Genomic DNA, 21,594 nt, shown 5'->3' on the forward strand with positions numbered 1-21,594 from the left:
GGATCATCGTGTGAAATTCAGTTTGCCGAAAACCGCTACTGCGCCGTTTTGCCCGCCAGAGGTGGCGGGCTCCGTCCCGGTCGACCCTCGTGCGTCATTCTTCAAACGTGTGTTGCGCTTTGCCGGCCCAGGCTTGCTGGTGTCCATCGGTTACATGGACCCCGGCAATTGGGCGACCGCCATCGAAGCCGGTTCGCGGTTTGGTTACAGCCTGTTGTTTGTGGTGCTGCTGGCGAGCCTGGCCGGGATGGCGGTGCAGTGTTTGTGTTCGCGGCTGGGCATTGCCACCGGGCGCGACCTGGCGCAGTTGTCCCGTGAGCGCTACAGCACCCGTACTGCGCGAACTCAATGGGTGTTGGCGGAAATCTCTATCATCGCCACCGACCTCGCTGAAGTGCTCGGCTGCGCGCTGGCGTTCCATCTGTTGCTGGGGTGTTCGCTGACGTTTGGCATCGCACTGACCGCGTTCGACACGCTGCTGGTGCTGGCCCTGCAAAACCGTGGTTTCCGTCGACTGGAAGCGATCATGCTGGTGCTGGTGAGCACCATCGGCGTGTGTTTTTTTTGTCGAACTGTTGCTGATCAAACCCTACTGGCCGGAAGTCGCCCGAGGGTTCACACCGTCACTGTCCGCCATCAGCGAGGCCGCGCCGCTGTATTTGGCGATCGGTATTCTCGGGGCCACGGTGATGCCGCATAACCTGTATTTGCACACATCCATCGTACAAACCCGGTTGATTGGCAAGGACCTGGCCAGCAAGCAGGATGCGGTGAAACTGGCGCGCATCGACACCATCGGCTCGCTGGCGTTGGCGTTGCTGGTCAACGCGGCGATCCTGATTCTCGCGGCGGCCGCATTCCACAAGACCGGGCATACCGATGTCGTGGACATTCAGGATGCCTATCACCTGCTGGACCCGTTGGTCGGCGGGGCGATGGCCAGTGTACTGTTCGGCGTGGCGTTGCTGGCATCGGGGCAGAGTTCGACCTTTACCGGGACCATCGCCGGGCAGGTGATCATGGAAGGCTTTCTGAACCTGCGGATTCCGTGCTGGCAACGACGCTTGATCACCCGTGGGCTGGCGTTGATCCCGGCGTTCATCGGGGTCTGGCTGATGGGGGATGATGCGATCGGCAAGCTGCTGGTGTTGAGCCAGGTGGTGTTGAGTTTGCAATTGCCATTTGCGTTGTACCCGCTGATTCGCATGACCAGTGATCACAAATTGATGGGGCCGTTTGTGAATCGGTGGCCGACGCGGGTGTTGGTGTGGGGGCTGTTTGCGGTGATCAGTGGGGCGAATAGCTGGTTGATCTTCCAGTTTCTGGCCTGACGCTGATCGTTCCCACGCTCTGCGTGGGAATACCTCTACGGACGCTCCGCGTTCGGCTCTGGATGGGACGCGGAGCGTCCCGGGCTGCATTCCCACGCAGAGCGTGGGAATGATCAGCGTGGATTATTTCTGGAATGCGCCTACCACAAAATCAATAAACACTCGGGTCTTGGCCGGCATCAGCGTTCGGCTCGGGTAATACAGCGAAATCGGCCCCGCGTCCGCGTGCCAGTGGGGCAGCAAGCGCACCAGTTCGCCGCGCTGGAGGTTGGCGATCACGTCCGGCAACACCAGCAGCGTCACACCCAGACCGAGTATCGCGGCTTCGCGCATGGCCGCCGGGTCATTGAGCACGATGTTTTCACTCAGATCCGCCGACGCTTCACGGCCCGCACCGTCCTGCATCACCCAATGACGAATCCGCCCGGTGCGGCTGCCGCGCATCACGATGCCGCTGTGCCTGGACAAGTCCGCCGGATGCGCGGGCTCCGGGTGCACGGCCAGATAGGCCGGGGAAGCAACCGCCACCACGTGCGCCGACGCCAACGTCCGCGACACCACACCGGGCGTCAATTCGAAGCCGCCACCGATGGCCGCGTCATAGCCTTCGGCAATCAGATCCACGGGGCGGTTTTCGAAGTGCCATTCCGGTCGGATCAATGGGTATTGCTCAAGGAATGCTGGCAACAGCGGCAAGATATGACCGATGCCAAAGGTCGGTGCGAGGCTGACTTTAAGCACCCCGGCGGGCTCACCCCGATCACTGTTCACCGCGCTGATTGCCGCCTGCAACGCCTCAAGATTGCCGCCGATGCTCGCCAGAAAACGCTCGCCGGCCTCGGTCAGTGAGAGCTTGCGGGTCGAGCGTTGGAACAGCCGCACACCGAGGTTGCGTTCAAGCATCGCCACGTTGCGGCTGACGGCTGCCGGTGTCAGGGCCAGCAATCGCGCGGCTGCCGAAAAACTGCCGGTTTCGGCGCTGCGGGCAAAGCACTCGAGGTTGGCAAGGGTTTCCATGTCGGTTGCCTGATAGCAATGCTTGAAGATGATTCAAGGCATTACCGGCTAATCACGCGCTAATGGCAAGGGCAGTATTCATCCCACCGTTAATCACTTGAGAGGAATACACCATGAGCACTATCGGAATCATTGGCGCTGGGGCCATCGGCGCAGCATTTGCCAGAGCCCTGTCGCGCAAAGGCATTGAAGTAGTTATCGCCAACAGTCGCGGGCCGCAAACCCTCGCGTCACTGGTGGCAGAGCTGGGGCCGACGGCGCGTGCCGGCACCCGTGAAGAAGCCGCCGCCCAACCCATCGTACTGGTGGCGGTGAACTGGTCGAAATTGCCAGCGGCGTTGGCGGGGCTGTCGGATTTCGGCGGGCGGATCGTGATCGATGCCAACAACTCGATTGAGGCGCCATCGTTCAAGGCTGTGGACTTGCACGGACGCATGTCCAGCGAAGTGTTTGCCGAATGGGTACCGGGGGCGCGGGTGGTGAAGGCGTTCAATCACCTTCAGGCGCGGTTGCTTGAAAGCGACCCAGGCGCGGAGGGTGGTCGCAGAGTGCTGTTCATGTCGGGGGATGATGTCGAGGCCAAAGCCCGGGTGGCGGCGCTGATCGATCGGTTGGGATTCTTCGGCATCGATCTCGGGGCGTTGAGCATCGGTGCGCGGCTGGTGCAGTTTCCAGGCGGGCCGTTGCCAGCACTGAACCTGGTGAAATTCGCCTGAGCGCACGATCTGTAGCAGCTGGCGTAGCCTGCGTCCGGCTGCGAAGCAGTCGTAAAACCCGAACACTCGGTCTTCCTGATGCACCGCATTGCCTGACTTTACGACTGCTTCGCAGCCGGACGCAGGCTTCGCCAGCTGCTACACAAGGTTATGTGCCAGCTGCTACAAGGTATGCGGTAGAACCCGGTGCGAGGTGAATCGCACCGGGGGTGTTACCAGACTGCGACGGATCTTCGTGGGTCCCCGCGCAGTCTGTTGAACGCTTTACGCTCGTTCGATTGCCAAGGCCACGCCCTGACCACCGCCGATGCACAAGGTGGCGAGGCCTTTCTTGGCGTCACGCTTGATCATTTCATGCAGCAAGGTCACCAGCACGCGGCAGCCCGATGCACCGATCGGATGACCCAATGCGATGGCGCCGCCGTTGACGTTGACTTTGTTCAAGTCCCATTCCAGGTCCTTGGCCACTGCCAGCGATTGAGCGGCGAACGCTTCGTTGGCTTCGATCAGGTCCAGTTGGTCGATGGACCAGCCGGCCTTGCTCAGGCAACGACGGGTGGCGGACACCGGGCCGATGCCCATGATCGCCGGGTCTACGCCAGCGTTGGCATAAGCGGCGATTTTCGCCAGCACCGGCAGGCCAAGGGCCTTGGCTTTGTCGGCGCTCATCAGGATCACGGCAGCAGCACCGTCGTTCAGCGACGAAGCGTTGCCAGCCGTCACCGAACCGTCCTTTTTGAACGCTGCTTTCAGCTTGCCCAGCGCTTCAGCGGTGGTACCGGCGCGTGGCTGCTCGTCGGTGGCAAAGGACAGCGGGTCGCCCTTGCGCTGAGGAATCAGGATCGGCGTGATCTCATCGGCAAAACGCCCGGCTTCAATGGCTGCCGTGGCTTTTTGCTGGGAGGCGGCGGCAAAAGCGTCCTGCTGCTCGCGGGTCAGGTTGTACTTTTCAGCCAGGTTTTCGGCAGTGATGCCCATGTGGTAATCGTTGAACGCATCCCACAAGCCGTCGCTGATCATGGTGTCGACGATTTGCGCGTGACCCATGCGCAAGCCAGTGCGAGCGCCCGGCATCACGTAGTTGGACAGGCTCATGTTTTCCTGGCCGCCGGCAATGATCACCTCGGCATCGCCGCAGCGAATCGCCTGGGTCGCCAGGTGCAAGGCCTTGAGGCCCGAGCCGCAGACCTTGTTCAGGGTCATGGCCGGTACGGTGAACGGCAGGCCGGCCTTGATCGCGGACTGGCGCGCAGGGTTTTGCCCGGCACCAGCGGTCAGGACCTGGCCCATGATTACTTCATCGACTTCCGCCGGGTTCAGGCCGGTTTGCGCCAGCAACTGACGGATCACCGCCGCACCGAGGTCAACCGCGGACACGCCCGCCAGGGAACCCTGGAAGCTGCCGATGGCAGTGCGGGTGGCGGCAACAATTACGACGTCTTGCATGGAAGGATTCCTCACTGGGCAGCGAACTGCATTTCCGGGACGTGATCGGGAACAATCAGTTTACCCGCCGTCTTGGCAACGATCTCCTCGACGCTGACGCCCGGCGCACGTTCTTTGAGAATGAACGCGCCGTTTTCGATTTCCAGATACGCCAGGTCAGTCAGCACGCGCTTGATGCAACCGGCGCCGGTCAGCGGCAGGCTGCAATGGTCCAGCAGCTTGGACTCACCGTCCTTGGACGCGTGGGTCATGATGACGATGATGTTGTCTGCGCCGGCGACCAGGTCCATGGCGCCGCCCATGCCCTTGACCAGCTTGCCCGGGATCATCCACGAGGCAATGTTGCCTTGTACGTCTACTTCAAAGGCGCCCAGCACGGTCAGGTCGACATGGCCACCGCGGATCATTGCGAAGGACTCGGCCGACGAAAAGATCGAAGCGCCGGTACGTGCGGTCACGGTTTGTTTGCCGGCGTTGATCATGTCGGCATCGATGGTTTCTTCAGTAGGAAAAGGACCCATGCCGAGCAGGCCGTTTTCCGACTGCAGCATGACTTCCATGCCTTCGGGGATGTAGTTGGCAACCAAGGTCGGGATGCCGATGCCCAGGTTCACGTAAAAGCCGTCCTGCATTTCGCGGGCGACGCGTTGAGCCATTTGTTCGCGGGAAAGTGCCATTGTCGTTATTCCTTCATTCGGTCCGGGGGCAGGGGATCACTTACGCACGGTGCGCTGTTCGATGCGCTTCTCGAACGTGCCGCAAATGACCCGGTCGACGTAGATGCCTGGGGTGTGGATCTGCGCCGGGTCCAGCTCGCCGGGTTCAACGATTTCTTCGACTTCAACCACGGTGATCTTGCCGGCGGTGGCGGCCAGCGGGTTGAAGTTCTGGGCGGTGTGGCGATAGATCACGTTACCGAAATGGTCGGCTTTCCAGCCTTTGACGATGGCGAAGTCGCCGGTGATGGATTCTTCCATCAGGTACTGGCGGCCATGGAATTCGCGCACTTCCTTGCCATCAGCGACCGGAGTGCCGACGCCAGTGGCGGTGAAGAAGGCCGGGATGCCGGCGCCGCCAGCGCGCATTTTTTCGGCGAGGGTGCCTTGCGGGGTCAGGACCACTTCGATGGCGCCGCTGAGCAGCTGCTCTTCGAACATCTTGTTCTCGCCCACGTACGAGGCCACAACTTTGCTGATCTGCCGGTCTTCCAGCAGCACGCCGAGGCCGAAACCGTCCACGCCGCAGTTGTTGGAAACCACCGTGAGGTCGCGAGTGCCTTTGCGCTTGATCTCGTTGATCAGGTTTTCCGGGATCCCGCACAGGCCGAAGCCGCCAGCGATCACGGTCATGCCGTCTTCAAGACCGGCCATGGCTTCCTCGTAGGAACTCACGCGCTTGTCGAAACCTGCCATATGCACCTCTTTTATTCTTTGTGGGCGGCTGGCTAGCCGTATGCGATGAAGTGTCGCGTCACTGCATTCATTTGTTAAGTTGATTTTTAAGGTTGATTGATAGATAAAACTCACTAATCAATCGCCCGTAATACGTTGGAGCCACCGGTCATGACAGTCAAGCAGATCCGCGCCTTCCTGGCTGTGGCCCAGAGTCTGAGTTTTGCCGTGGCGTGCGAGCGCTTGCACCTGTCGCAATCGGCGTTGAGCCTGACGATCAAGGCGCTGGAAGACGGGCTGGGCGGGCGCCTGTTCACCCGCAACACGCGCAACGTGGCGCTGACCGCCGAGGGCGAGTCGCTGGTGCCACTGGCTCGCCGGTTGATTGCTGACTGGGACAACGCCGAGGATGAGCTGCGCCAGCGCTTTACCCTGCAGCGTGGCCGCGTGACGCTGGCGGCCATGCCGTCGTTTGCCGGCAACCTGCTGCCGCCGATTCTCAAGACGTTCCGTGCGCGTTATCCGAAGGTCAACGTCACGGTCAATGACGTGATCAACGAGCAGGTGCTGGAAATGGTCCGCGACCGCCAAGTGGAGCTGGGCGTGGCGTTTGAGCCGACGCAGAGTTCGTCGCTGGCGTTCACGCCGTTGTACATGGACCGCTTCGTGGCCATCGTGCCCAAGGACTCGCCGCTGGTCGAGCTCGATGCCATCGACTGGCAAACGCTGCTCAAGGAGCCGTTCATCACCTTGCAGCGACCCTCTACGGTGCGGGTGATGCTGGAAGAACATTTGCAGGCGCGGGGCATGAAATTGCCGGTGGAGTTTGAAAGTCATCAGTTGGCGACCGTCGGGCGGATGGTCGCCAGCGGCTTGGGCGTAAGCGCGGTACCGGCGTTGTGCGCCGGGCAGATGCAAGAGCTCGGCGCACACTGCATTACCTTGCGTGATCCGGTGGTGGAACGGGCGATTGGCGTGCTGACCAAGCCAGGGGTAGAACTGTCGGCGGCGGCGCAGGCGTTGTTCGATATCCTCAAAGAAGGACTCGGCCAACAAATCTCCCTGCACTGATCACAATCCCCTTGTAGGAGTGGGGGGCTTCAGTGATGAAGATCGTTCCCACGCAGAGCGTGGGATCGATCAGTATGGGTTTCGTCAGGTGGACAGTTTTTGGGCCAGCAGGGGCAGGAGTTTCTCGCAGGACCCTTCAATTTTCAGATCCAGAATGTCATCTGCCCGAGTCTTCCCCAGGTTCATCGCAATCAACGGTTTGCCTTGATCCGCCACCGCCCGACACAACCGAAATGCCGAATACGCCATCAACGACGACCCGACCACCAACAACCCCGCTGCCTTTTCAACCGCCGCCATGGCCTTGGCCGCCGTCGCCTGCGCCACGTTCTCGCCAAAAAACACCACATCCGGTTTCATTCGCTCGCCTGCGCAATGCGGGCAGTGCGGTACTTGAAACCGAGCCTCAAACGCGGCGTCCAGCAAAGTGTCGCCATCCGGCGCTAGTACCGCATCGACACCCGCCAGGTAGGGGTTCTGCGCCTCCATCAACCGTTGAATGGAATCGCGTTCGCTACGTTCGCCACAATCCAGGCACAGCACCCGGTGCAGGCTGCCATGCAGCTCAATCACATCGTGACTGCCGGCCTGGTCGTGCAAGGTGTCGACGTTCTGCGTGATCAGCCCACTGATGTGCTGCGCGCTTTGCAAACTGGCCAACGCCTCGTGCGCCACATTTGGCTGCGCCAGGCGTACGCGCGGCCAACCGAGCATCGCCCGGGCCCAGTAGCGTCGACGCGATTGCGGGGCCGAGAGAAACTCCTGATACATCATCGGTTGCCGGCCGCGTCGCACGCCCTGGTTATCGCGGTAGTCCGGAATGCCCGACGGGGTGCTGATGCCGGCGCCAGTCAGGACCACGAACGGCTGCTCGGCCATCATTTGGCGAAGCTGTTCGAGTTGTTCGCGCAGGAATCTGTCGAGCATGTTCAACACTCCGGAGAGAGCCATGAGTGCTTGCAGCGTAGCAGACCGGGCACCCGGACAGCTCGTCTGTCCGGGTGCGGATCGACGGCTATTTACGCGCCTCCAGAATCAGGTTGAACGGTGTTTCCGTCGCCCGCCGGAACGTCTTGAACCCGGCCTCGGTGAAGACCTTGCGCAAGCGCGCTTCACCGGCCTGGGCGCCGAGCCCGAGGCCGACTTCCTGGGACAGCGAATTGGGCGTGCAGATAAAGGTCGAAGCGGCGTAGAACAGGCGTCCCACGGGTGTGATGTTGTCGTCGAGGGAGTCATTGGCGAACGGCTCGACCAGCAACACCGTGCCGTCCGGTTTCAACGATTCATAGGCATGTTTGGCCGCGCCCACCGGGTCGCCCATGTCGTGCAGGCAGTCGAAGTAGCAGACCAGGTCATAGTCGTCGCCGGGATAACTCTTGGCCGTACCCTGGAAAAACCGGGCGCGTCCGGCCACGCCGCCTTCTTCGGCACGCTGGGTGGCGACGGTGACGGAGGGTGCGTGATAGTCGAAACCGACAAACCGCGAATCCGGAAACGCCTGGGCCATGATCACTGTCGAGGCGCCATGGCCACAGCCGATGTCCGCGACTTTCGCCCCAGCCTCCAGTTTCGCCACCACGCCCTCAAGGGCCGGCAACCATTCGCTGATCAGGTGCGCCTTGTAGCCGGGCCGGAAAAACCGCTCGGTGCCGCTGAACATGCACGGGTGGTGATCGCCCCAAGGCAGGCCGCCATCGCCGCGCATGGCCTTGACCAGTTTGTCCTTGTCATGGAAAAACGAGGCGACCACGCCGATACCGCCGGCCACATACACCGGCGAATCTTCGTTGGCCAACGCCAGGGCCTGTTCTTCGGGCAGGCGGAACTGGCCGTCGCGGTGTTCCATGTAGCCGGAGGCTGCGTGGGCGCTGAGCCATTCGCGCACCAGTCGGGGGTTGCAGCCGGTTTTCCCGGCGAGTGTTTCAGGGCTGATGGGCTGGCTGTCGGCCATCGCCCGATACAGGCCAAGTTCCTCGCCGAGGATGACGTTGGCGAGCATCGCCGCGCCGCCCATGTCATTTACCAGTTTGCCCATGAAATCATTGAGTCTGGCCTCGTCCATCACGTGTGCTCCTTCAGCAGGATCACGGTCCGGAGGCCTGTTTTTCGAGGCATTTGCCCCTGGACAGTGGTCGTTGGAATGAACAGGACGCCAAGCGCGTCCTGGGTGCATTAAGTTTAGTCCGGGCCTCGAGCGTCGTGGTCTGCAGCGACGAAAGCCCCATTTCCCAGCCTGACACCGAACCCTTGTGGGAGCGGCGGTGCCTTGGGGGATTGGTGCTGTGTATCGCACTGTATCTAACCGCTGTCCCGATACATTCCACTTCATTCCCGACCATTGCCGAACACAGCCCGGATACAAACTTGCGATGAACTGTGAAGACCGTCCAGCGCCTGAAACCCGGATCTGCCTGGGCACTTTTCATGGTCGTCGCAACAGGCGGCCGTCTTCGCTTCTGACTCCGTTATGGGAACCCCCAATGACAACGCTCCTGTCTGAATCCAAGCCTGTCGACCGCTTGCGCGTCGACCATTACACCCAAGGCATCATCGGCCCAAGCCAGCCCATGCTCGGGCCGCTGGCCGACGGCGGTACGCTGATCACCGGCACCCCGCCGGGCTGCTGGGGGCCGATGATTACGCCGGCCTTCGAGGGGGGCCACGAAGTGACGCAACCGGTGGCCATCGCTGGCGCGGAAGTCGGCGATGCGGTGGCCATCAAGATCAAAAGCATGCGCGTGACGTCGCTGGCGACGTCGTCCGGGGTCATGAGTTTTGTCGAGGGGCGCTACAACGGCGATCCGTTCGTCTCCAAATTCTGCTCCAGGTGCGGCACCGATCACCCGGCCAGCCACGTCGAAGGCATCGGTGAAGACTCGATTCGTTGCAACAACTGCGGCGCCGAAGTCAGCGCGTTTCGTTTCAGCCACGGTTACGTGATCGTGTTTGATGCGCAAAATCAGGTCAGCCTGACCGTCAATCAGGACGTTGCCAATCGACTGGCCGGCAACGCCTCCGAGATGTCGGCACTGCCGGAATTCGCCGCCCAGCACTCGATCCTGTCGCTGGCCCGCGCCGACATCCCCGGCGTCGCCGCGCACATGCGCCCGTTCCTCGGCAATATTGGCACCACGCCGTCCCGTGACTTGCCGGACTCGCACAACTGCGCCGATTTCGGCCAGTACCTGATCAACGCGCCACACCGTTTCGGCATGACCCGCGAAGAACTGCACGCGGCGAAGACCGACGGCCACATGGACACCAATTCGATCCGCGAAGGCTGCGTGCTGATCTGTCCGGTGAAAGTGCCGGGCGCCGGCGTGTACATGGGCGACATGCATGCCCAGCAGGGCAACGGCGAGATCGCCGGGCATGCCACCGATTGCTCCGGGGAAACCGAAGTGCAGGTGGAAGTGATCAAGCACCTGACGCTGGAAGGGCCGATTCTCCTGCAAAACCTTGACGACCTGCCGCCCATGGCGCGCCCGATGACAGCCGAACAGCGGCAGAAAGTCCGCGAACTGGGCGAACGCTGGGGGCAGCACGAGATCGAACAGAGTGGCCCGATCACGTTCATCGGCAGCGGCGAGAACCTCAACGTCGCGGTCGAAAACGGTCTGAAGCGCGCCGCTTCGGTCACCGGCCTGCCGTATGACGAAGTGCTTAACCGCGCGACCATTACCGGCTCGATCGACATTAGCCGCTTGCCCGGCACCGTGCGCGTGACCTTCCTGTGCCCGATGACCGTGCTGGATCGCATCGGCATCGGCCACTTGGTGCGTGAAAAATACGACCTGGCATAACGCCCAACAACGGGTCTGTACCCAAGTGTGTACAGACCCGTCGCTGATACATCCCACCCGATTTTCTGCCGCAACCGAACACAGCCCCGATACAGCGCTTCGATTAACTGTGATTCCGTTTCGGCAATCATTGAGATCGACACCATGCAGACCTCATCCACATCAACCAGGGCCACCGTCGGGCTCGGCCTGCGTCGCGGCCTGATGAAAGACCTTCAAGCCGCCCGTACCGGTGATTTCGACTTCCTGGAAGTCGCGCCGGAAAACTGGATTGGCATCGGCGGTGCCCATGGCCATGCATTTCGCACCCTGGCCGAGCGATTTCCGTTGTCTTGTCACGGCTTGTCCCTGTCATTGGGTGGCCCGGCGCCACTGGATGTCGGGTTCCTGCAGGAAGTGCGGGTGTTCCTCGATCAATACAACGTGCCGCTGTACAGCGAACACCTGAGCTATTGCAGCGATGACGGTCACCTTTACGACTTGCTGCCGCTGCCCTTTACCGAAGAAGCCGTGCATCACGTGGCGGCGCGGATTCGCCAGGCTCAGGACATTCTTGGCCGGCGCCTGGCGGTGGAAAACGTTTCCTACTACGCCGCGCCACAGCAGGACATGGACGAAGTGGCATTCACCAACGCGGTGTTGCGCGAGGCCGATTGCGACCTGCTGCTGGACGTCAACAACGTGTACGTCAACTCGATCAATCACGGATTTGATCCGCAGTTGTTTCTGGCCGGCATCGATTCAGGCCGGGTGGTGGCCATGCACGTGGCCGGGCACTTCGATGAGTCCGACACTTTGAAAATCGACACCCACGGAGCCTCGGTGAAACCGGCGGTCTGGTCGTTGCTGGCGCAGGCCTATGGCCGATTCGGCGCGCAACCGACACTGCTGGAGCGGGATTTCAACTTCCCGGCATTCTCTGAGTTGGTCGCGGAGTTGCAGAGCATTCGCCGATTGCAAACCGAGGGGATTCACCATGGATAAGCCGAGCCTGTTCGAACAACAAACCCACCTGGGCCGCTACTTGCGCAATCCTGATCACTGCGCACCACCCGGCGAAATGAATGCCGCACGAGCCCAGGTGTATCGCGACCTGATTTTCGCCAACCTGTCGACGTTGCTCAGCGGGACATTTCCAGTGCTGATCAAGATTCTTGGTGATGAGCAGTGGCGCGCACTGGTACGGATCTTCCTGCGGGACTACCGCGCGCGTACGCCGAAATTCGGCGAGATCGCCCAGGAGTTTGTCGAGTTCATTGCGGCTCAACCGCCAGCATTGAACGAGGGCGCATGGCCGCCGTTCATGGTCGAACTGGCGCATTACGAGTGGGTCGAGATGGCATTGCAGCAGTCTGATGCCGAGCCCTTGCCGGCAAGCGATGCCGGGCAGTTGCAGGATCGACCGTTGCAGGTCTCGGCGCTGGCCTGGCCGCTGGCGTATGCCTGGCCGGTGCAGTGGGTGGGGCCGGACTACCAGCCAGAAACGCCACCGGCTCAGCCGACGTTGCTGCTGGTGCGCCGGGCCGAGGACTGGAGCGTGAAGTTTTCGGAGCTGAGCCCGTTGGCGTGGCGGTTGTTGCAGCGGATCGAGCAGTTTCCTGAACTGGAGGGGCGTGCTCAGTTGGAAGGGCTGGCGCTGGAGGCCGGAGCAACCGGGTCGGCGGAGTTTATGGCCAGTGGTGCAGCGTTGTTGCGCCAGATGCACGGCGAAGGCGTTTTGGGACTGGCATGATCGTTCCCACGCTCTGCGTGGGAAAGTCTCACCGGACGCTCCGCGTCGGCTTCAGGGACGCGGAGCGTCCAGGGCTGCATTCCCACGCGGAGCGTGGGAACGATCATCGGTGGTGCGGGTTACGCGGAGAAAAAATACCGCGTCAGGTGAAAGAAGATCGGCGCCGCAAAGCAGATCGAATCCATCCGGTCCAGCATGCCGCCATGTCCTTTGATCATGGTCCCCCAGTCTTTTGCACTGAGGCTGCGTTTGATCGCCGACATGACCAGCCCACCCAGAAACCCCATCACCACAATCACCAACGACATCAGCAGCGACTGCCAGAAACTGAAAGGCGTCATCCAGAACATGCAGCCACCGATCAGCGTTGCCGATAAGCCGCCACCCACCAGTCCTTCCACGGTTTTCGATGGACTCACCAGCGGCGCGACCTTGTGTTTGCCAAAGAGCTTGCCGAACACGTACTGCAACACGTCACTCAACTGAACGACAAACACGAGATAGAACAGCAGCAATGCGTTCTGTCCTTTGAAGCCTTCCAGATCCAGCAGCAACAGGGCCGGCGCGTGGCTGATGCAGTAGATGCAAATCATCACCCCCCACTGGATCTTGGCGGCACGCTCCAGAAAGCTGTCGGTGTCCTGACTCAGCACTGCAATCGCCGGCAGCAGCAGGAAGGCGTACACCGGAATCAGCAGTGTGAACAGCGAATACCAGTGCGTACCGATCAGCACGTATTGCAGCGGGATCAAAATGAAAAACGCTGAAAACAGTGCGTTATGGTCGCCGGGGCGTGTCGGCGTCAGGGTAATGAACTCCCTGAGCGCAAACAGTGAGATGAAGCCGAACAGGATGACCGTCGCATTCCCGCCCAGCAGGTAGGAGACGAAGAATATGATCACCATCCCCCACCAGGCATTCACTCGCTGATTGAGGTTTTCGATGGTCGAGATCGAGCCCTCGGTTTTCGCCCGCTTGGCCAGCACGTGGCCGATGATCGAAGCCACCGCCAGCAAGCAGGCGATGGCGCCAAAGAACCACAAGAATTTTTGTTCAAGCGTCATGCCGACAACCTCACGATGGCGTCACGCGCCCGTTGCAGAAACACCTGTTTTTCCTCATCGGCAACCCGTTGCATCGGGTCGCCGATACGGATCGTGCAGATGATGGGCAACGGCACGTGTTTGCCTTTGGGCATGGAGCGGTGCAGGTTTTCCAGGTAGATGGGCACCAGATCAACCTCGGGGAACGCCTCGGCGAGCCGGTACAGGCCGGATTTGAACTCTCCCGGTAATGCCTGGCTGGAACGCGTGCCTTCCGGAAAGATGATGATCGAATGTCCGGACCGCACCACATCGAAAATAGGCTCAAGCACGTTGGTGCCGGGTGTCGGGTTGCGCTCAATCAACACGGCATTCAAGCCTTTCTGCGAGATGTAGCGCAGGAAACGGTTCTTGCCCCAGTAGTCGGCGGCGGCCACCGGTTTCACATTGACCCGGGCTTCAGGGGGCAGGGCGGCAATAATTGCCAGCGTGTCCATGTGGCTGGTGTGATTGGCAAAATAGATACGCTGGCGGGTCAGGTCCGGCGGGCTTTCCCAGCGGGCCGTAACACCGATCAGGAAACGCAGTACGGAAATCAGCGCATTACTGATCCACATGGAGATTCCCCTTTAGCTGACGCGAAATGGCCAAGGTTCGCGTGACGCAGGTTGCGGCGGATCCGACAGCAATGATCAGCAGCGCGATCAACAGCACGTAGTGAGTGCCATACACCGTTGTTTCGACTGCATTGAGCAACAGCCCGGCGGTCATCACCGCCATTCGATGCTGCTTGGCCATGGGGCCCATGAACGTCTGCTTGAGGCCCAGCGAACCGCCAAAGACGCGAACATAAGCCGTCAGCGCCGCGGCCAACGCCGCGAACCATCCGAGGTCGGCGTGCCCGATGGCATACCCGAGCCCGATGATCAGCAGGCTGTCGGCAATACGGTCGGGGAATTCGTTGTAGAGGCTGCCGATGTCGGACTGCTTGCCACCTTCGATGGCCACCATGCCGTCGAACAGATTGCACAGCAGGCGCAGTTGAATGCCGACGGCGCAGAGGAGTGAGCCAATGAGGCCGTTATCAATATTTAGCGCCAGCGCCCCGGCGAGTGCGAAGGCGATGCTGGCGACGGAAATCTGATTGGGGGAAATGTCGCGTTTCACCAGCCGGTCGGTGATACGTTTCGCCCAACCCGCCGAGCGCGTCTTGATGGGCCTTCTGTTGTCATCCATTTGCCAATGTCCATATTAGTGATGAGGCGTTGCCAGTTGCGCCGCAGGGACGAGCCGACCGGCAGCGTCCGACAATATAAAGGCTTTCCCTGGCCCTTGCGTTTATTTACTGACTGACAGGTCGAACCGGCAATTTCAGCTCCGCACACAACCCACCCCCCTCGCGATTGCTCAGCGTCAACGAGCCACCGATGGCGATCGCCAATTGCTGCGCAATCGCCAGGCCCAGCCCGGTCCCGCCGGTGCTGCGGTTACGCGAGTTTTCGACGCGGTAGAACGGTTCCATCACGTGCGCCAGTTCTTCCTCGGAGATGCCCGGCCCGCGATCCATGACTTTCACCGACAGGTTGCCGTTTTTGCTTTCAACCCAGAGTTCGGCGGCTCCGGCGAACTTCAGCGCGTTGTCGGTGAGGTTCACCAACACTCGACGTAACGCATGGGGACGGGTGTCGATCACCGTGGCACTTTTGCCTTCCAGCGATACGTCTTTGCCCATGTCCTGATAGTCGAACACCAGGCTGTCGAGGAACGAGTCCAGGTCGGTGCGCCGGCTTTCTTCGGTAGCACCATGGACGCTGCGGGCATACGCCACGCCTTCGCGTACCAGATGCTCCATCTCGCCGAGGTCGTTCCACAGTTTGTCTTTCTCGCTGGAGTCGTCCATGAATTCGGCGCGCAGTTTCATGCGGGTGATCGGGGTTTGCAGGTCGTGGGAAATGGCCGCCAGCAGTTGCATGCGTTCTTTGAGGTACGCGGCGATGCGCGCCTGCATGGCATTGAACGCCTTCGCGGCGTGGGCAACTTCGGTCGGGCCTTTTTCGTCCAGGTGCACGGGGTGGGCGTTCGGGTCCAGGGTGTCCACGGCTTGCGCGAGGCGCGTGAGGGGGCGGATGGCGATTCTGACGGCCAGCCAGGTGCAGGCAATCATCAACGCCAATTGGCCGAGCAGGACGAACGGCAGCCACGGCGACAGCGGCACCATCGATGGGCGCACGTCGATGGTAACCGGGCTGCCATCGGCCAGTTTCAGATGAACCTGGAAGTGTTTGATCGGGCCGGGAATGTCGGTCACGGTCATTGGGTAGTCCTTGCCGATGGCGTCCTTGATCGAGGTCACCGCAATCGGCGTGTCACTCATGGCCGTGCCCGGCGAACCTTCGTCCAGCAAATAGCGGTAATTGCGCCGCTCCAGTTGTTGCAACCAGCTTGCCCGTTCCGCGGCGGGCAAGCGGTCGAGGATGGCGATGGACGTCGAGACATCGGTCTCCAGGTTGCCGAGCATGGTGTTTTTCGCGGTTTCGTAACGCTCGTAGTACTGCGCGCCGAAGGACAGCGCTTGCGCCAGGATCAAGCCAATCAGGAAGATCAACGACAGGCGTGAGGCGAGGGTGCGCGGCCAACGAATCGTGACGTTCATGAGGGCGCCCCGAGTACTTCCACCGCCAACGAAAACACATAGCCCTCGCTGCGCACGGTTTTGATGTAGGCCGGTTCGCGGGCATCGTCCAGCAAGCGCTGGCGCAAGCGGCTGACCAGCAAGTCGATGGAGCGGTCAAACAGATCGGCGTCGCGGCCCTGGGTCAGGTTCAGCAGTTGATCGCGATTGAGCACCCGCTGCGGGTGATCGAGAAACACTCGCAGCAGGCGATATTCGGCACCGCTCAGCGCCACCATGGTGCCGTCTTCGTCCAGCAGGTGCCGGGCCGAGGTGTCCAGGCGCCAACGACCGAACGCCAGCAGGCGACCGCTCTCGGTCACCACCAGGTTCGGCGGCAGCATGCGCGTGCGGCGCAGCACGGCGTTGATGCGGGCGAGCAACTCGCGGGCGGCGAAGGGTTTTACCAGGTAATCGTCGGCGCCCATTTCCAGGCCGATGATGCGGTCGGTTTCGTCGTTGCGCGCGGTGAGCATCAACACCGGCGTGGCCTTGTGTTTGCCGGCGCGCAATTCACGGCAGAGCATCAGGCCGTCGTCGCCGGGCATCATAATGTCGAGCACGATCAGGTCCACCGGCGTGGTTTCGAGGAAGGTGCGCATTTGGCGCCCGTCGGCGACCACGGTGGTGCGCAGGCCGTTCTTCTTCAGGTAGTTGCCTACCAGCTCCCGGATCTCGCGGTCATCGTCGACGATGAGAATGTGATCGACGTGTTCCATGGGGCCTTGCCTCTGTCAGTAGGGGAATGCTGCCCAGTCTATCGAGCCTTGGCCCGCTCGCCTTCCGCGCTTTGTATTGCAGTGTATCTGGCTTGGCGGCGGATACACGCAGACGCAAAAACACGGTTTTTCAGGGGTTTTGTATCGCTGTGTATCAGAGGGCGGCTTTGATACGTACCGATTTATACGCGTCTGTTCTCGACACAGACCAGATACCTCACGGGCTTCTAATAGGTTCCAACGAGGCAAACCACACCGCCTCGGCTCAATTGAACGACCTACCCATTGAAGCCTTGAGGAAACCGCCATGAACACTAAAGCCATCTACGCCGCTTGCCTGTTTGCTGCCCTGAACATCTGCACCTTGTCGGCCCGTGCCGAAGCAGACGTTACCGCCAAAACCTACACCTACGGCACTCACCTGGACATCAGAAAGGTCGTGTCGCTGAAACAAGACGCGACCCCGGTCTGCGGCGTGGTGGATGCGCAACTGACTTACCTGGATTCGCAGAACAAAACCCAGGTTCTTGACTACCGAAAAGTGGCTGACAACTGCAACTCGGACAACTGATTGCTGCGATCACCCATTGCCCACCCCCTTCGAAACAGGAAGACCCTCATGAACAACGTAAGCCGCTACCTGACCGCCATTGCCTTCTCCGTCGCCGGTGCCGCCGCCCATGCCAATGCCGCTGTTGAACAGAGCAGTTGTGGCAGCGCCACCTGCTTCCAGCTGACGCCAGTGGCGCACAAGGATTCCACCGCATTTCTGGCCGAGGACGGTTATAGCCGGACGCCGCAGGGGCAGATGGTGGCAGAGAACGGCGCAAGCCGGACTCCCCAGGGGCAGCAACTGGATAGCCAGACTGCCTGATGCCAGACACAACTTATCCAACCACCACCACCCACTGTGGGAGCGAGCTTGCTCGCGATGGCTGAGTGTCAGTCGACATCCATGTTGGGTGTACTGACCTCATCGCGAGCAAGCTCGCTCCCACAGGGATTTTCAGTGTGCCGCGCTCTTTATTTCAAAGGTGATCCCATGTTCCTCATCGCTTTCCTGGGCGGCATATTGACCGTCCTCAGTCCTTGCATCCTGCCGGTCGTACCGTTCCTGTTCGCCGGGGTCAAACGTACACGTTCCTCCATTCTGCTGACCCTCGGCGGCATGGTCCTGACCTTCGCCCTGATTTCCAGCCTGGCCGTGGTCAGCAGCGAGTGGGTGGTGCAGGCCAACAACACCGGTCGCCATGTGGCCCTGATCGTGATGGGGCTGTTTGCCTTGTCGTTGATCTCTGCCCGGGTCGGAGACTGGCTGGCCCGTCCGTTTGTGGCGTTGGGCAACCGTCTGGATCCGGATTCGCGCAAAATCTCCGGCCCGTTGAGTTCGGTCATGATCGGTGTGGCCACCGGCCTGCTGTGGGCACCCTGCGCCGGGCCGATCCTCGGGGTCATCCTCACCGGCGCCATGCTGCAAGGCGCCAATGCGCAAACCAGCCTGTTGCTGGTGGCATACGGCCTGGGCAGTGCGTTGTCGCTGGGGGTATTGATTTTCGCCGGTCGCGGCCTGGTCAATCGCTTGAAAGCGTCGATCCCGGTCACTGGATGGCTGCGTCGTGGTGCCGGTGTCGCGGTGCTGGCTGCCGCCGCGGTGATTTCCACCGGCGCGGACAAAACCTTGCTGGCCAGTACATCGTCCGAAGGCGTCAGCAGCCTGGAGAAAGGTGTGCTGGAAAACGTGCCGAAGGTCGTCGATTACTTTGTCAGCAAAGTCAAAGCCGACCCGATGGACAACGCCCAAGGCGCGATGCCCTCACTGAACGGCGCCGTCGAATGGATCAACTCACCGGCCCTGACCCGCGAATCGCTGAAAGGCAAAGTGGTACTGGTGGATTTCTGGACCTTCGACTGCATCAACTGCCAGCACACGCTGCCGTATGTGAAGGACTGGGCAAAGAAATACGAGAAGGAAGGCCTGGTAGTGATTGGCGTGCACACCCCGGAATACGGTTTCGAGCGCATCATCGACAACGTCAAGGATCAGGTGAAAAAACTCGGCATCACCTACCCGGTGGCGATCGACAACAACTACACGATCTGGCGTGCATTCGATAACCAATACTGGCCGGCGCATTACCTGATCGACGCCAAGGGTCAGGTGCGTTACACCCACTTCGGTGAAGGCAGCTACGAGACGCAGGAGAAGATGATTCAACAACTGCTGGAAGAAGCCAAAGCGCCTGCGGCGTAACCCTCCAAATCAATGGCCCACAGGCTCCGCGCCGTGGGCCATTGATTTTTTCTCCTGATTACGCCGCCACGCAGCGGGTGGCGTACCGAACTCGCGGCGAAAGGCCCGGCTGAACGCCGTATCGGTCTGGTAACCCACCTCTTCGGCGATGCGTATCAAGGAGCTGTTACTGCTGCGTAACAGGTTGGCCGCCAGCAACATCCGCCATTGCGTCAGGTACTGCATGGGCGAGCTCCCCACCAATTGCTGAAAGCGCTCGGCCAATACCGATCTTGACGTCCCGGCCGTGCGCGCCAGTTCATCCACGGTCCAGGCGTGACAGGGCTTTTTGTGCAGGGCATTCAACGCGGCGCCGACAATCCGGTCGCCGACACCCGCCAGCCACCCGGTTTGCCCTTCGCCCTGTTCTTGCATGTACAGGCGCAGCACTTCGATGAACAACACCTCGGCCAGTTTGGCCAGCACGCCTTCGCCGCCAGGCCTGGGCGAGCGGGCTTCGGCCAGCGCATAACGCACTGAAGACTCCAGCCAGATCCCGGCATTCGAGCCGCGCACGTTGACCCGGACCACCGCCGGCAGGCCCGTCAGCAACATGCCCGCCAATCGCGTATCGCACGCCAGATAGCCGCACACCAACCGCGTGACCGCGCCGCCCCCGCCATAACTCAATTGCCGTGGACGCCGCGCCAGCACGACGTCCAGCCGCGCACCCGTGGCGGGCGGCAGTCCGGGTTTAGAGCTCATGCGATGGGCATGCCCCTGCGGAAACACCACCACATCGCCAGCCGTCAGCTGCAGCGGCGGATCATCACCGAGTTCGACGTAACACTCGCCTTCGGTGATCAGGTGGAAAATCACCACGCGCTCGGCACCGGGTTCCAGAAACGGTGCCGCCGTGTCGGCGCTCGGCGACTGATAGCACCAGGGCGCGGTGAACCGGGCATTGATAAAAATCGCGCCGACCAGGCGCACGACACGCAAGGTTTGGGAGAGGGCGTCCATGGAGGTTTCCCCGTGTACGAATGGTGTTGATTGTGAGCCTGTCACCGCGCTGCGCCAAACCTCCGGACGATCGGACAAGGTTGGCCGACGATCGGGCAGGACGCGGGCGTGCGCCGGGGCGATAGTTTGCCTACAGGTTCACTACCGACCCTGTCATCAATAACAAGAATGAGAGGTTGCCATGCCGAAGTTCGTCATAGAACGCGATATCCCGGGCGCTGGAACACTGTCAGAACGGGATTTGAAAGCCGCCGCGCTAAAGTCCTGCAGCGTGTTGCGCGAATTGCCAGAGGTGCAGTGGCTTCAGAGTTACGTCACCGGTGACAAGCTCTACTGCGTGTACATCTCACCCAGCGAAGCACTCATCAAAGAACACGCGACCCGTAGTGGTTTCCCGGCCAGTCGTATTTCCCAAGTGGCAAGCATCATCGATCCCACCACGGCGGAATAGGCCGCGGTCGGTTGCCATCCGTACGGAGCAGACTTCATGAGTACACCGATTGATCTAACTGCCCTGAAAAACCGTCAGATGGCCTCTTGGGCCAGTGGCGACTACACCGTTATCGGGACCACTTTGCAGATTGTCGGTGAACAACTTGCCGAAGCCTGTGACCTGCTCTGTGACGAGCGGGTGCTGGACGTGGCCGCCGGTAACGGCAATGCAACACTCGCCGCCGCACGCCGAGGCTGCGCTGTCACCTCGACCGATTACGTCGGCGCGTTGCTGGAGCGTGGCGAAGAACGGGCCAGGGCCGAGCGTTTGCCAGTGACCTTCCAGGTGGCCGACGCCGAGGCGCTACCGTTCGAGGACGCGAGCTTCGATGCCGTGCTGTCGACCTTCGGCGTGATGTTTACGCCGGACCAACCCAAAGCGGCCGCAGAACTGGCGCGAGTGTGCCGCCCCGGTGGCCGGATCGGCCTGGCCAACTGGACGCCGGAAGGTTTTGTCGGCCAGGTGTTCAAGACCCTGGGCCAGCACCTGCCGCCACCGCTGGGGGCACAACCGCCGTCCAACTGGGGCACCGAGGCCTGGCTGCATTCACACTTTGACGAACACGACTTCCTGGTCCAGGTGACGCGTCGTGCCTTCAATTTCCGCTATCGCTCGCCGGCGCACTTCATCGACGTCTTCCGCAACTGGTACGGGCCGATCCATAAAGCCTTCGCCGTGCTGCCTCCCGAGGGCGCCGAGGCCTTTGAACAGGACCTGACCGAGCTGTTGAACCGGATGAACCGGGCGGGGGAGAAGTCGCTGGTGGTGCCGAGTGAATACCTCGAAGCCGTCATCACAAGACGCTGACCCGGCGTAGATCTAACTGTAGGAGCCGAGCTTGCTCGCGATGGCGGCGTATCGATCGATATTTATGCTGTCTGACACACCGCCATCGCGAGCAAGCTCAG

22 protein-coding genes and 1 pseudogene are annotated in these 21,594 nt (G+C 61.1%); 11 read left to right on the forward strand and 12 right to left on the reverse strand.

Going from position 1 to position 21,594, the window contains the following annotated elements; all coding sequences use genetic code 11:
* The first annotated feature begins 10 nt into the window (after positions 1 to 10).
* Positions 11 to 1,331, forward strand: a pseudogene (locus tag LOY55_RS12340) (Nramp family divalent metal transporter).
* A 123-nt stretch (positions 1,332 to 1,454) separates the two neighbouring features.
* On the opposite strand, the gene LOY55_RS12345 reads toward LOY55_RS12340, so the two are convergent.
* Positions 1,455 to 2,348, reverse strand: coding sequence for a LysR family transcriptional regulator (locus LOY55_RS12345; protein WP_046027777.1), 894 nt, complete (start codon positions 2,346 to 2,348; stop codon positions 1,455 to 1,457).
* A 113-nt stretch (positions 2,349 to 2,461) separates the two neighbouring features.
* On the opposite strand from LOY55_RS12345, the gene LOY55_RS12350 reads away from it, so the two are divergent.
* Entirely contained in the window at positions 2,462 to 3,064 is a 603-nt protein-coding gene (locus LOY55_RS12350; RefSeq protein ID WP_077430350.1) for an NADPH-dependent F420 reductase, read from the forward strand.
* 264 nt (positions 3,065 to 3,328) lie between these two features.
* On the opposite strand, the gene LOY55_RS12355 is transcribed toward LOY55_RS12350, so the two are convergent.
* From LOY55_RS12355 to LOY55_RS12365, 3 genes are read right to left on the reverse strand one after another with little or no spacing between them, the layout of a single operon-like run.
* Entirely contained in the window at positions 3,329 to 4,510 is a 1,182-nt protein-coding gene (locus LOY55_RS12355; protein WP_046027774.1) for an acetyl-CoA C-acetyltransferase, read from the reverse strand.
* 11 nt (positions 4,511 to 4,521) lie between these two features.
* Positions 4,522 to 5,187 carry a CoA transferase subunit B gene (locus LOY55_RS12360; RefSeq protein ID WP_046027772.1) on the reverse strand — a complete coding sequence of 222 codons (666 nt, stop codon included), beginning with the start codon at positions 5,185 to 5,187 and terminating at the stop codon, positions 4,522 to 4,524.
* 36 nt (positions 5,188 to 5,223) lie between these two features.
* Entirely contained in the window at positions 5,224 to 5,922 is a 699-nt protein-coding gene (locus tag LOY55_RS12365) for a CoA transferase subunit A (RefSeq protein ID WP_046027771.1), read from the reverse strand.
* Between the two features lie 150 nt (positions 5,923 to 6,072).
* Between LOY55_RS12365 and LOY55_RS12370 the strand changes: the two genes are divergently transcribed.
* The gene (locus LOY55_RS12370; protein WP_223524555.1) at positions 6,073 to 6,972 is read left to right on the forward strand and encodes a LysR family transcriptional regulator; all 900 of its coding nucleotides are present in this window, start codon (positions 6,073 to 6,075) and stop codon (positions 6,970 to 6,972) included.
* A gap of 84 nt (positions 6,973 to 7,056) precedes the next feature.
* Here the strand turns inward: LOY55_RS12370 and LOY55_RS12375 are convergent, their stop codons facing one another.
* Together LOY55_RS12375 and LOY55_RS12380 are read right to left on the reverse strand one after the other, a co-directional pair.
* Complete coding sequence (locus LOY55_RS12375) at positions 7,057 to 7,899, reverse strand: NAD-dependent protein deacetylase (RefSeq protein ID WP_109784561.1); 843 nt, start codon at positions 7,897 to 7,899, stop codon at positions 7,057 to 7,059.
* 88 nt (positions 7,900 to 7,987) lie between these two features.
* A complete protein-coding gene (locus LOY55_RS12380; RefSeq protein ID WP_077430347.1) occupies positions 7,988 to 9,034 on the reverse strand; it encodes a class I SAM-dependent methyltransferase in 1,047 nt (348 codons plus the stop codon).
* Between the two features lie 418 nt (positions 9,035 to 9,452).
* Between LOY55_RS12380 and LOY55_RS12385 the strand changes: the two genes are divergently transcribed.
* From LOY55_RS12385 to LOY55_RS12395, 3 genes are all read left to right on the forward strand, one after another.
* Positions 9,453 to 10,775, forward strand: coding sequence for an acetamidase/formamidase family protein (locus LOY55_RS12385; RefSeq protein ID WP_223524557.1), 1,323 nt, complete (start codon positions 9,453 to 9,455; stop codon positions 10,773 to 10,775).
* A gap of 144 nt (positions 10,776 to 10,919) precedes the next feature.
* Complete coding sequence (locus LOY55_RS12390) at positions 10,920 to 11,759, forward strand: DUF692 domain-containing protein (protein ID WP_223524560.1); 840 nt, start codon at positions 10,920 to 10,922, stop codon at positions 11,757 to 11,759.
* Positions 11,752 to 12,507: a DUF2063 domain-containing protein gene (locus tag LOY55_RS12395; RefSeq protein WP_258668001.1), complete on the forward strand. Its 756-nt coding sequence runs from the start codon at positions 11,752 to 11,754 to the stop codon at positions 12,505 to 12,507. Before LOY55_RS12390 ends, LOY55_RS12395 begins: the two co-directional genes overlap by 8 nt.
* A gap of 119 nt (positions 12,508 to 12,626) precedes the next feature.
* Here LOY55_RS12395 and LOY55_RS12400 read toward each other — a convergent pair whose 3' ends face one another.
* The 5 genes from LOY55_RS12400 to LOY55_RS12420 form a co-directional block, all read right to left on the reverse strand.
* Positions 12,627 to 13,571, reverse strand: a complete 945-nt coding sequence (locus tag LOY55_RS12400; protein WP_046027760.1) for a phosphatidate cytidylyltransferase — start codon at positions 13,569 to 13,571, stop codon at positions 12,627 to 12,629.
* A complete protein-coding gene (locus LOY55_RS12405; RefSeq protein ID WP_109784566.1) occupies positions 13,568 to 14,167 on the reverse strand; it encodes a 1-acyl-sn-glycerol-3-phosphate acyltransferase in 600 nt (199 codons plus the stop codon). Before LOY55_RS12405 ends, LOY55_RS12400 begins: the two co-directional genes overlap by 4 nt.
* Complete coding sequence (locus LOY55_RS12410; RefSeq protein WP_223524564.1) at positions 14,154 to 14,786, reverse strand: CDP-alcohol phosphatidyltransferase family protein; 633 nt, start codon at positions 14,784 to 14,786, stop codon at positions 14,154 to 14,156. Before LOY55_RS12410 ends, LOY55_RS12405 begins: the two co-directional genes overlap by 14 nt.
* A gap of 106 nt (positions 14,787 to 14,892) precedes the next feature.
* Positions 14,893 to 16,203, reverse strand: a complete 1,311-nt coding sequence (locus LOY55_RS12415) for an ATP-binding protein (protein ID WP_223524567.1) — start codon at positions 16,201 to 16,203, stop codon at positions 14,893 to 14,895.
* Positions 16,200 to 16,940 (reverse strand): response regulator, encoded by a 741-nt coding sequence (locus tag LOY55_RS12420; protein WP_046027756.1) that lies wholly within the window; start codon positions 16,938 to 16,940, stop codon positions 16,200 to 16,202. The genes LOY55_RS12415 and LOY55_RS12420 overlap by 4 nt, the downstream gene beginning before the upstream one ends.
* 307 nt (positions 16,941 to 17,247) lie before the next feature.
* On the opposite strand from LOY55_RS12420, the gene LOY55_RS12425 reads away from it, so the two are divergent.
* The 3 genes from LOY55_RS12425 to LOY55_RS12435 all read left to right on the forward strand — a co-directional run bounded on the left by LOY55_RS12425 (position 17,248) and on the right by LOY55_RS12435 (position 19,191).
* Positions 17,248 to 17,511, forward strand: coding sequence for a DUF2790 domain-containing protein (locus tag LOY55_RS12425; protein ID WP_109784569.1), 264 nt, complete (start codon positions 17,248 to 17,250; stop codon positions 17,509 to 17,511).
* Between the two features lie 48 nt (positions 17,512 to 17,559).
* Positions 17,560 to 17,814, forward strand: coding sequence for a hypothetical protein (locus LOY55_RS12430; protein WP_223524570.1), 255 nt, complete (start codon positions 17,560 to 17,562; stop codon positions 17,812 to 17,814).
* 168 nt (positions 17,815 to 17,982) lie between these two features.
* Positions 17,983 to 19,191, forward strand: a complete 1,209-nt coding sequence (locus tag LOY55_RS12435) for a cytochrome c biogenesis protein DipZ (protein WP_109784571.1) — start codon at positions 17,983 to 17,985, stop codon at positions 19,189 to 19,191.
* 9 nt (positions 19,192 to 19,200) lie between these two features.
* On the opposite strand, the gene LOY55_RS12440 is transcribed toward LOY55_RS12435, so the two are convergent.
* A complete protein-coding gene (locus tag LOY55_RS12440) occupies positions 19,201 to 20,193 on the reverse strand; it encodes an AraC family transcriptional regulator (RefSeq protein ID WP_223524572.1) in 993 nt (330 codons plus the stop codon).
* Between the two features lie 181 nt (positions 20,194 to 20,374).
* Here LOY55_RS12440 and LOY55_RS12445 point away from each other — a divergent pair, with 181 nt between their 5' ends.
* The gene (locus LOY55_RS12445) at positions 20,375 to 20,644 is read left to right on the forward strand and encodes a DUF4242 domain-containing protein (RefSeq protein WP_046027751.1); all 270 of its coding nucleotides are present in this window, start codon (positions 20,375 to 20,377) and stop codon (positions 20,642 to 20,644) included.
* Positions 20,645 to 20,680: 36 nt separating this feature from the next.
* Positions 20,681 to 21,493, forward strand: coding sequence for a class I SAM-dependent methyltransferase (locus LOY55_RS12450; protein WP_223524575.1), 813 nt, complete (start codon positions 20,681 to 20,683; stop codon positions 21,491 to 21,493).
* Positions 21,494 to 21,594 lie beyond the last annotated feature (101 nt).

The organism is Pseudomonas sp. B21-040 (assembly GCF_024748695.1).
Lineage (GTDB): Bacteria > Pseudomonadota > Gammaproteobacteria > Pseudomonadales > Pseudomonadaceae > Aquipseudomonas.

Coding starts and splice junctions, on each gene's coding strand:
- LOY55_RS12420 (WP_046027756.1), bottom strand. CDS start 16,940: ATGGAACACGTCGATCACATTCTCATCGTCGACGATGACCGCGAGATC.
- LOY55_RS12350 (WP_077430350.1), top strand. CDS start 2,462: ATGAGCACTATCGGAATCATTGGCGCTGGGGCCATCGGCGCAGCATTT.
- LOY55_RS12390 (WP_223524560.1), top strand. CDS start 10,920: ATGCAGACCTCATCCACATCAACCAGGGCCACCGTCGGGCTCGGCCTG.
- LOY55_RS12375 (WP_109784561.1), bottom strand. CDS start 7,899: ATGCTCGACAGATTCCTGCGCGAACAACTCGAACAGCTTCGCCAAATG.
- LOY55_RS12400 (WP_046027760.1), bottom strand. CDS start 13,571: ATGACGCTTGAACAAAAATTCTTGTGGTTCTTTGGCGCCATCGCCTGC.
- LOY55_RS12450 (WP_223524575.1), top strand. CDS start 20,681: ATGAGTACACCGATTGATCTAACTGCCCTGAAAAACCGTCAGATGGCC.
- LOY55_RS12345 (WP_046027777.1), bottom strand. CDS start 2,348: ATGGAAACCCTTGCCAACCTCGAGTGCTTTGCCCGCAGCGCCGAAACC.
- LOY55_RS12445 (WP_046027751.1), top strand. CDS start 20,375: ATGCCGAAGTTCGTCATAGAACGCGATATCCCGGGCGCTGGAACACTG.
- LOY55_RS12365 (WP_046027771.1), bottom strand. CDS start 5,922: ATGGCAGGTTTCGACAAGCGCGTGAGTTCCTACGAGGAAGCCATGGCC.
- LOY55_RS12425 (WP_109784569.1), top strand. CDS start 17,248: ATGAACACTAAAGCCATCTACGCCGCTTGCCTGTTTGCTGCCCTGAAC.
- LOY55_RS12380 (WP_077430347.1), bottom strand. CDS start 9,034: ATGGACGAGGCCAGACTCAATGATTTCATGGGCAAACTGGTAAATGAC.
- LOY55_RS12395 (WP_258668001.1), top strand. CDS start 11,752: ATGGATAAGCCGAGCCTGTTCGAACAACAAACCCACCTGGGCCGCTAC.
- LOY55_RS12430 (WP_223524570.1), top strand. CDS start 17,560: ATGAACAACGTAAGCCGCTACCTGACCGCCATTGCCTTCTCCGTCGCC.
- LOY55_RS12360 (WP_046027772.1), bottom strand. CDS start 5,187: ATGGCACTTTCCCGCGAACAAATGGCTCAACGCGTCGCCCGCGAAATG.
- LOY55_RS12385 (WP_223524557.1), top strand. CDS start 9,453: ATGACAACGCTCCTGTCTGAATCCAAGCCTGTCGACCGCTTGCGCGTC.
- LOY55_RS12415 (WP_223524567.1), bottom strand. CDS start 16,203: ATGAACGTCACGATTCGTTGGCCGCGCACCCTCGCCTCACGCCTGTCG.
- LOY55_RS12410 (WP_223524564.1), bottom strand. CDS start 14,786: ATGGATGACAACAGAAGGCCCATCAAGACGCGCTCGGCGGGTTGGGCG.
- LOY55_RS12435 (WP_109784571.1), top strand. CDS start 17,983: ATGTTCCTCATCGCTTTCCTGGGCGGCATATTGACCGTCCTCAGTCCT.
- LOY55_RS12440 (WP_223524572.1), bottom strand. CDS start 20,193: ATGGACGCCCTCTCCCAAACCTTGCGTGTCGTGCGCCTGGTCGGCGCG.
- LOY55_RS12405 (WP_109784566.1), bottom strand. CDS start 14,167: ATGTGGATCAGTAATGCGCTGATTTCCGTACTGCGTTTCCTGATCGGT.
- LOY55_RS12370 (WP_223524555.1), top strand. CDS start 6,073: ATGACAGTCAAGCAGATCCGCGCCTTCCTGGCTGTGGCCCAGAGTCTG.
- LOY55_RS12355 (WP_046027774.1), bottom strand. CDS start 4,510: ATGCAAGACGTCGTAATTGTTGCCGCCACCCGCACTGCCATCGGCAGC.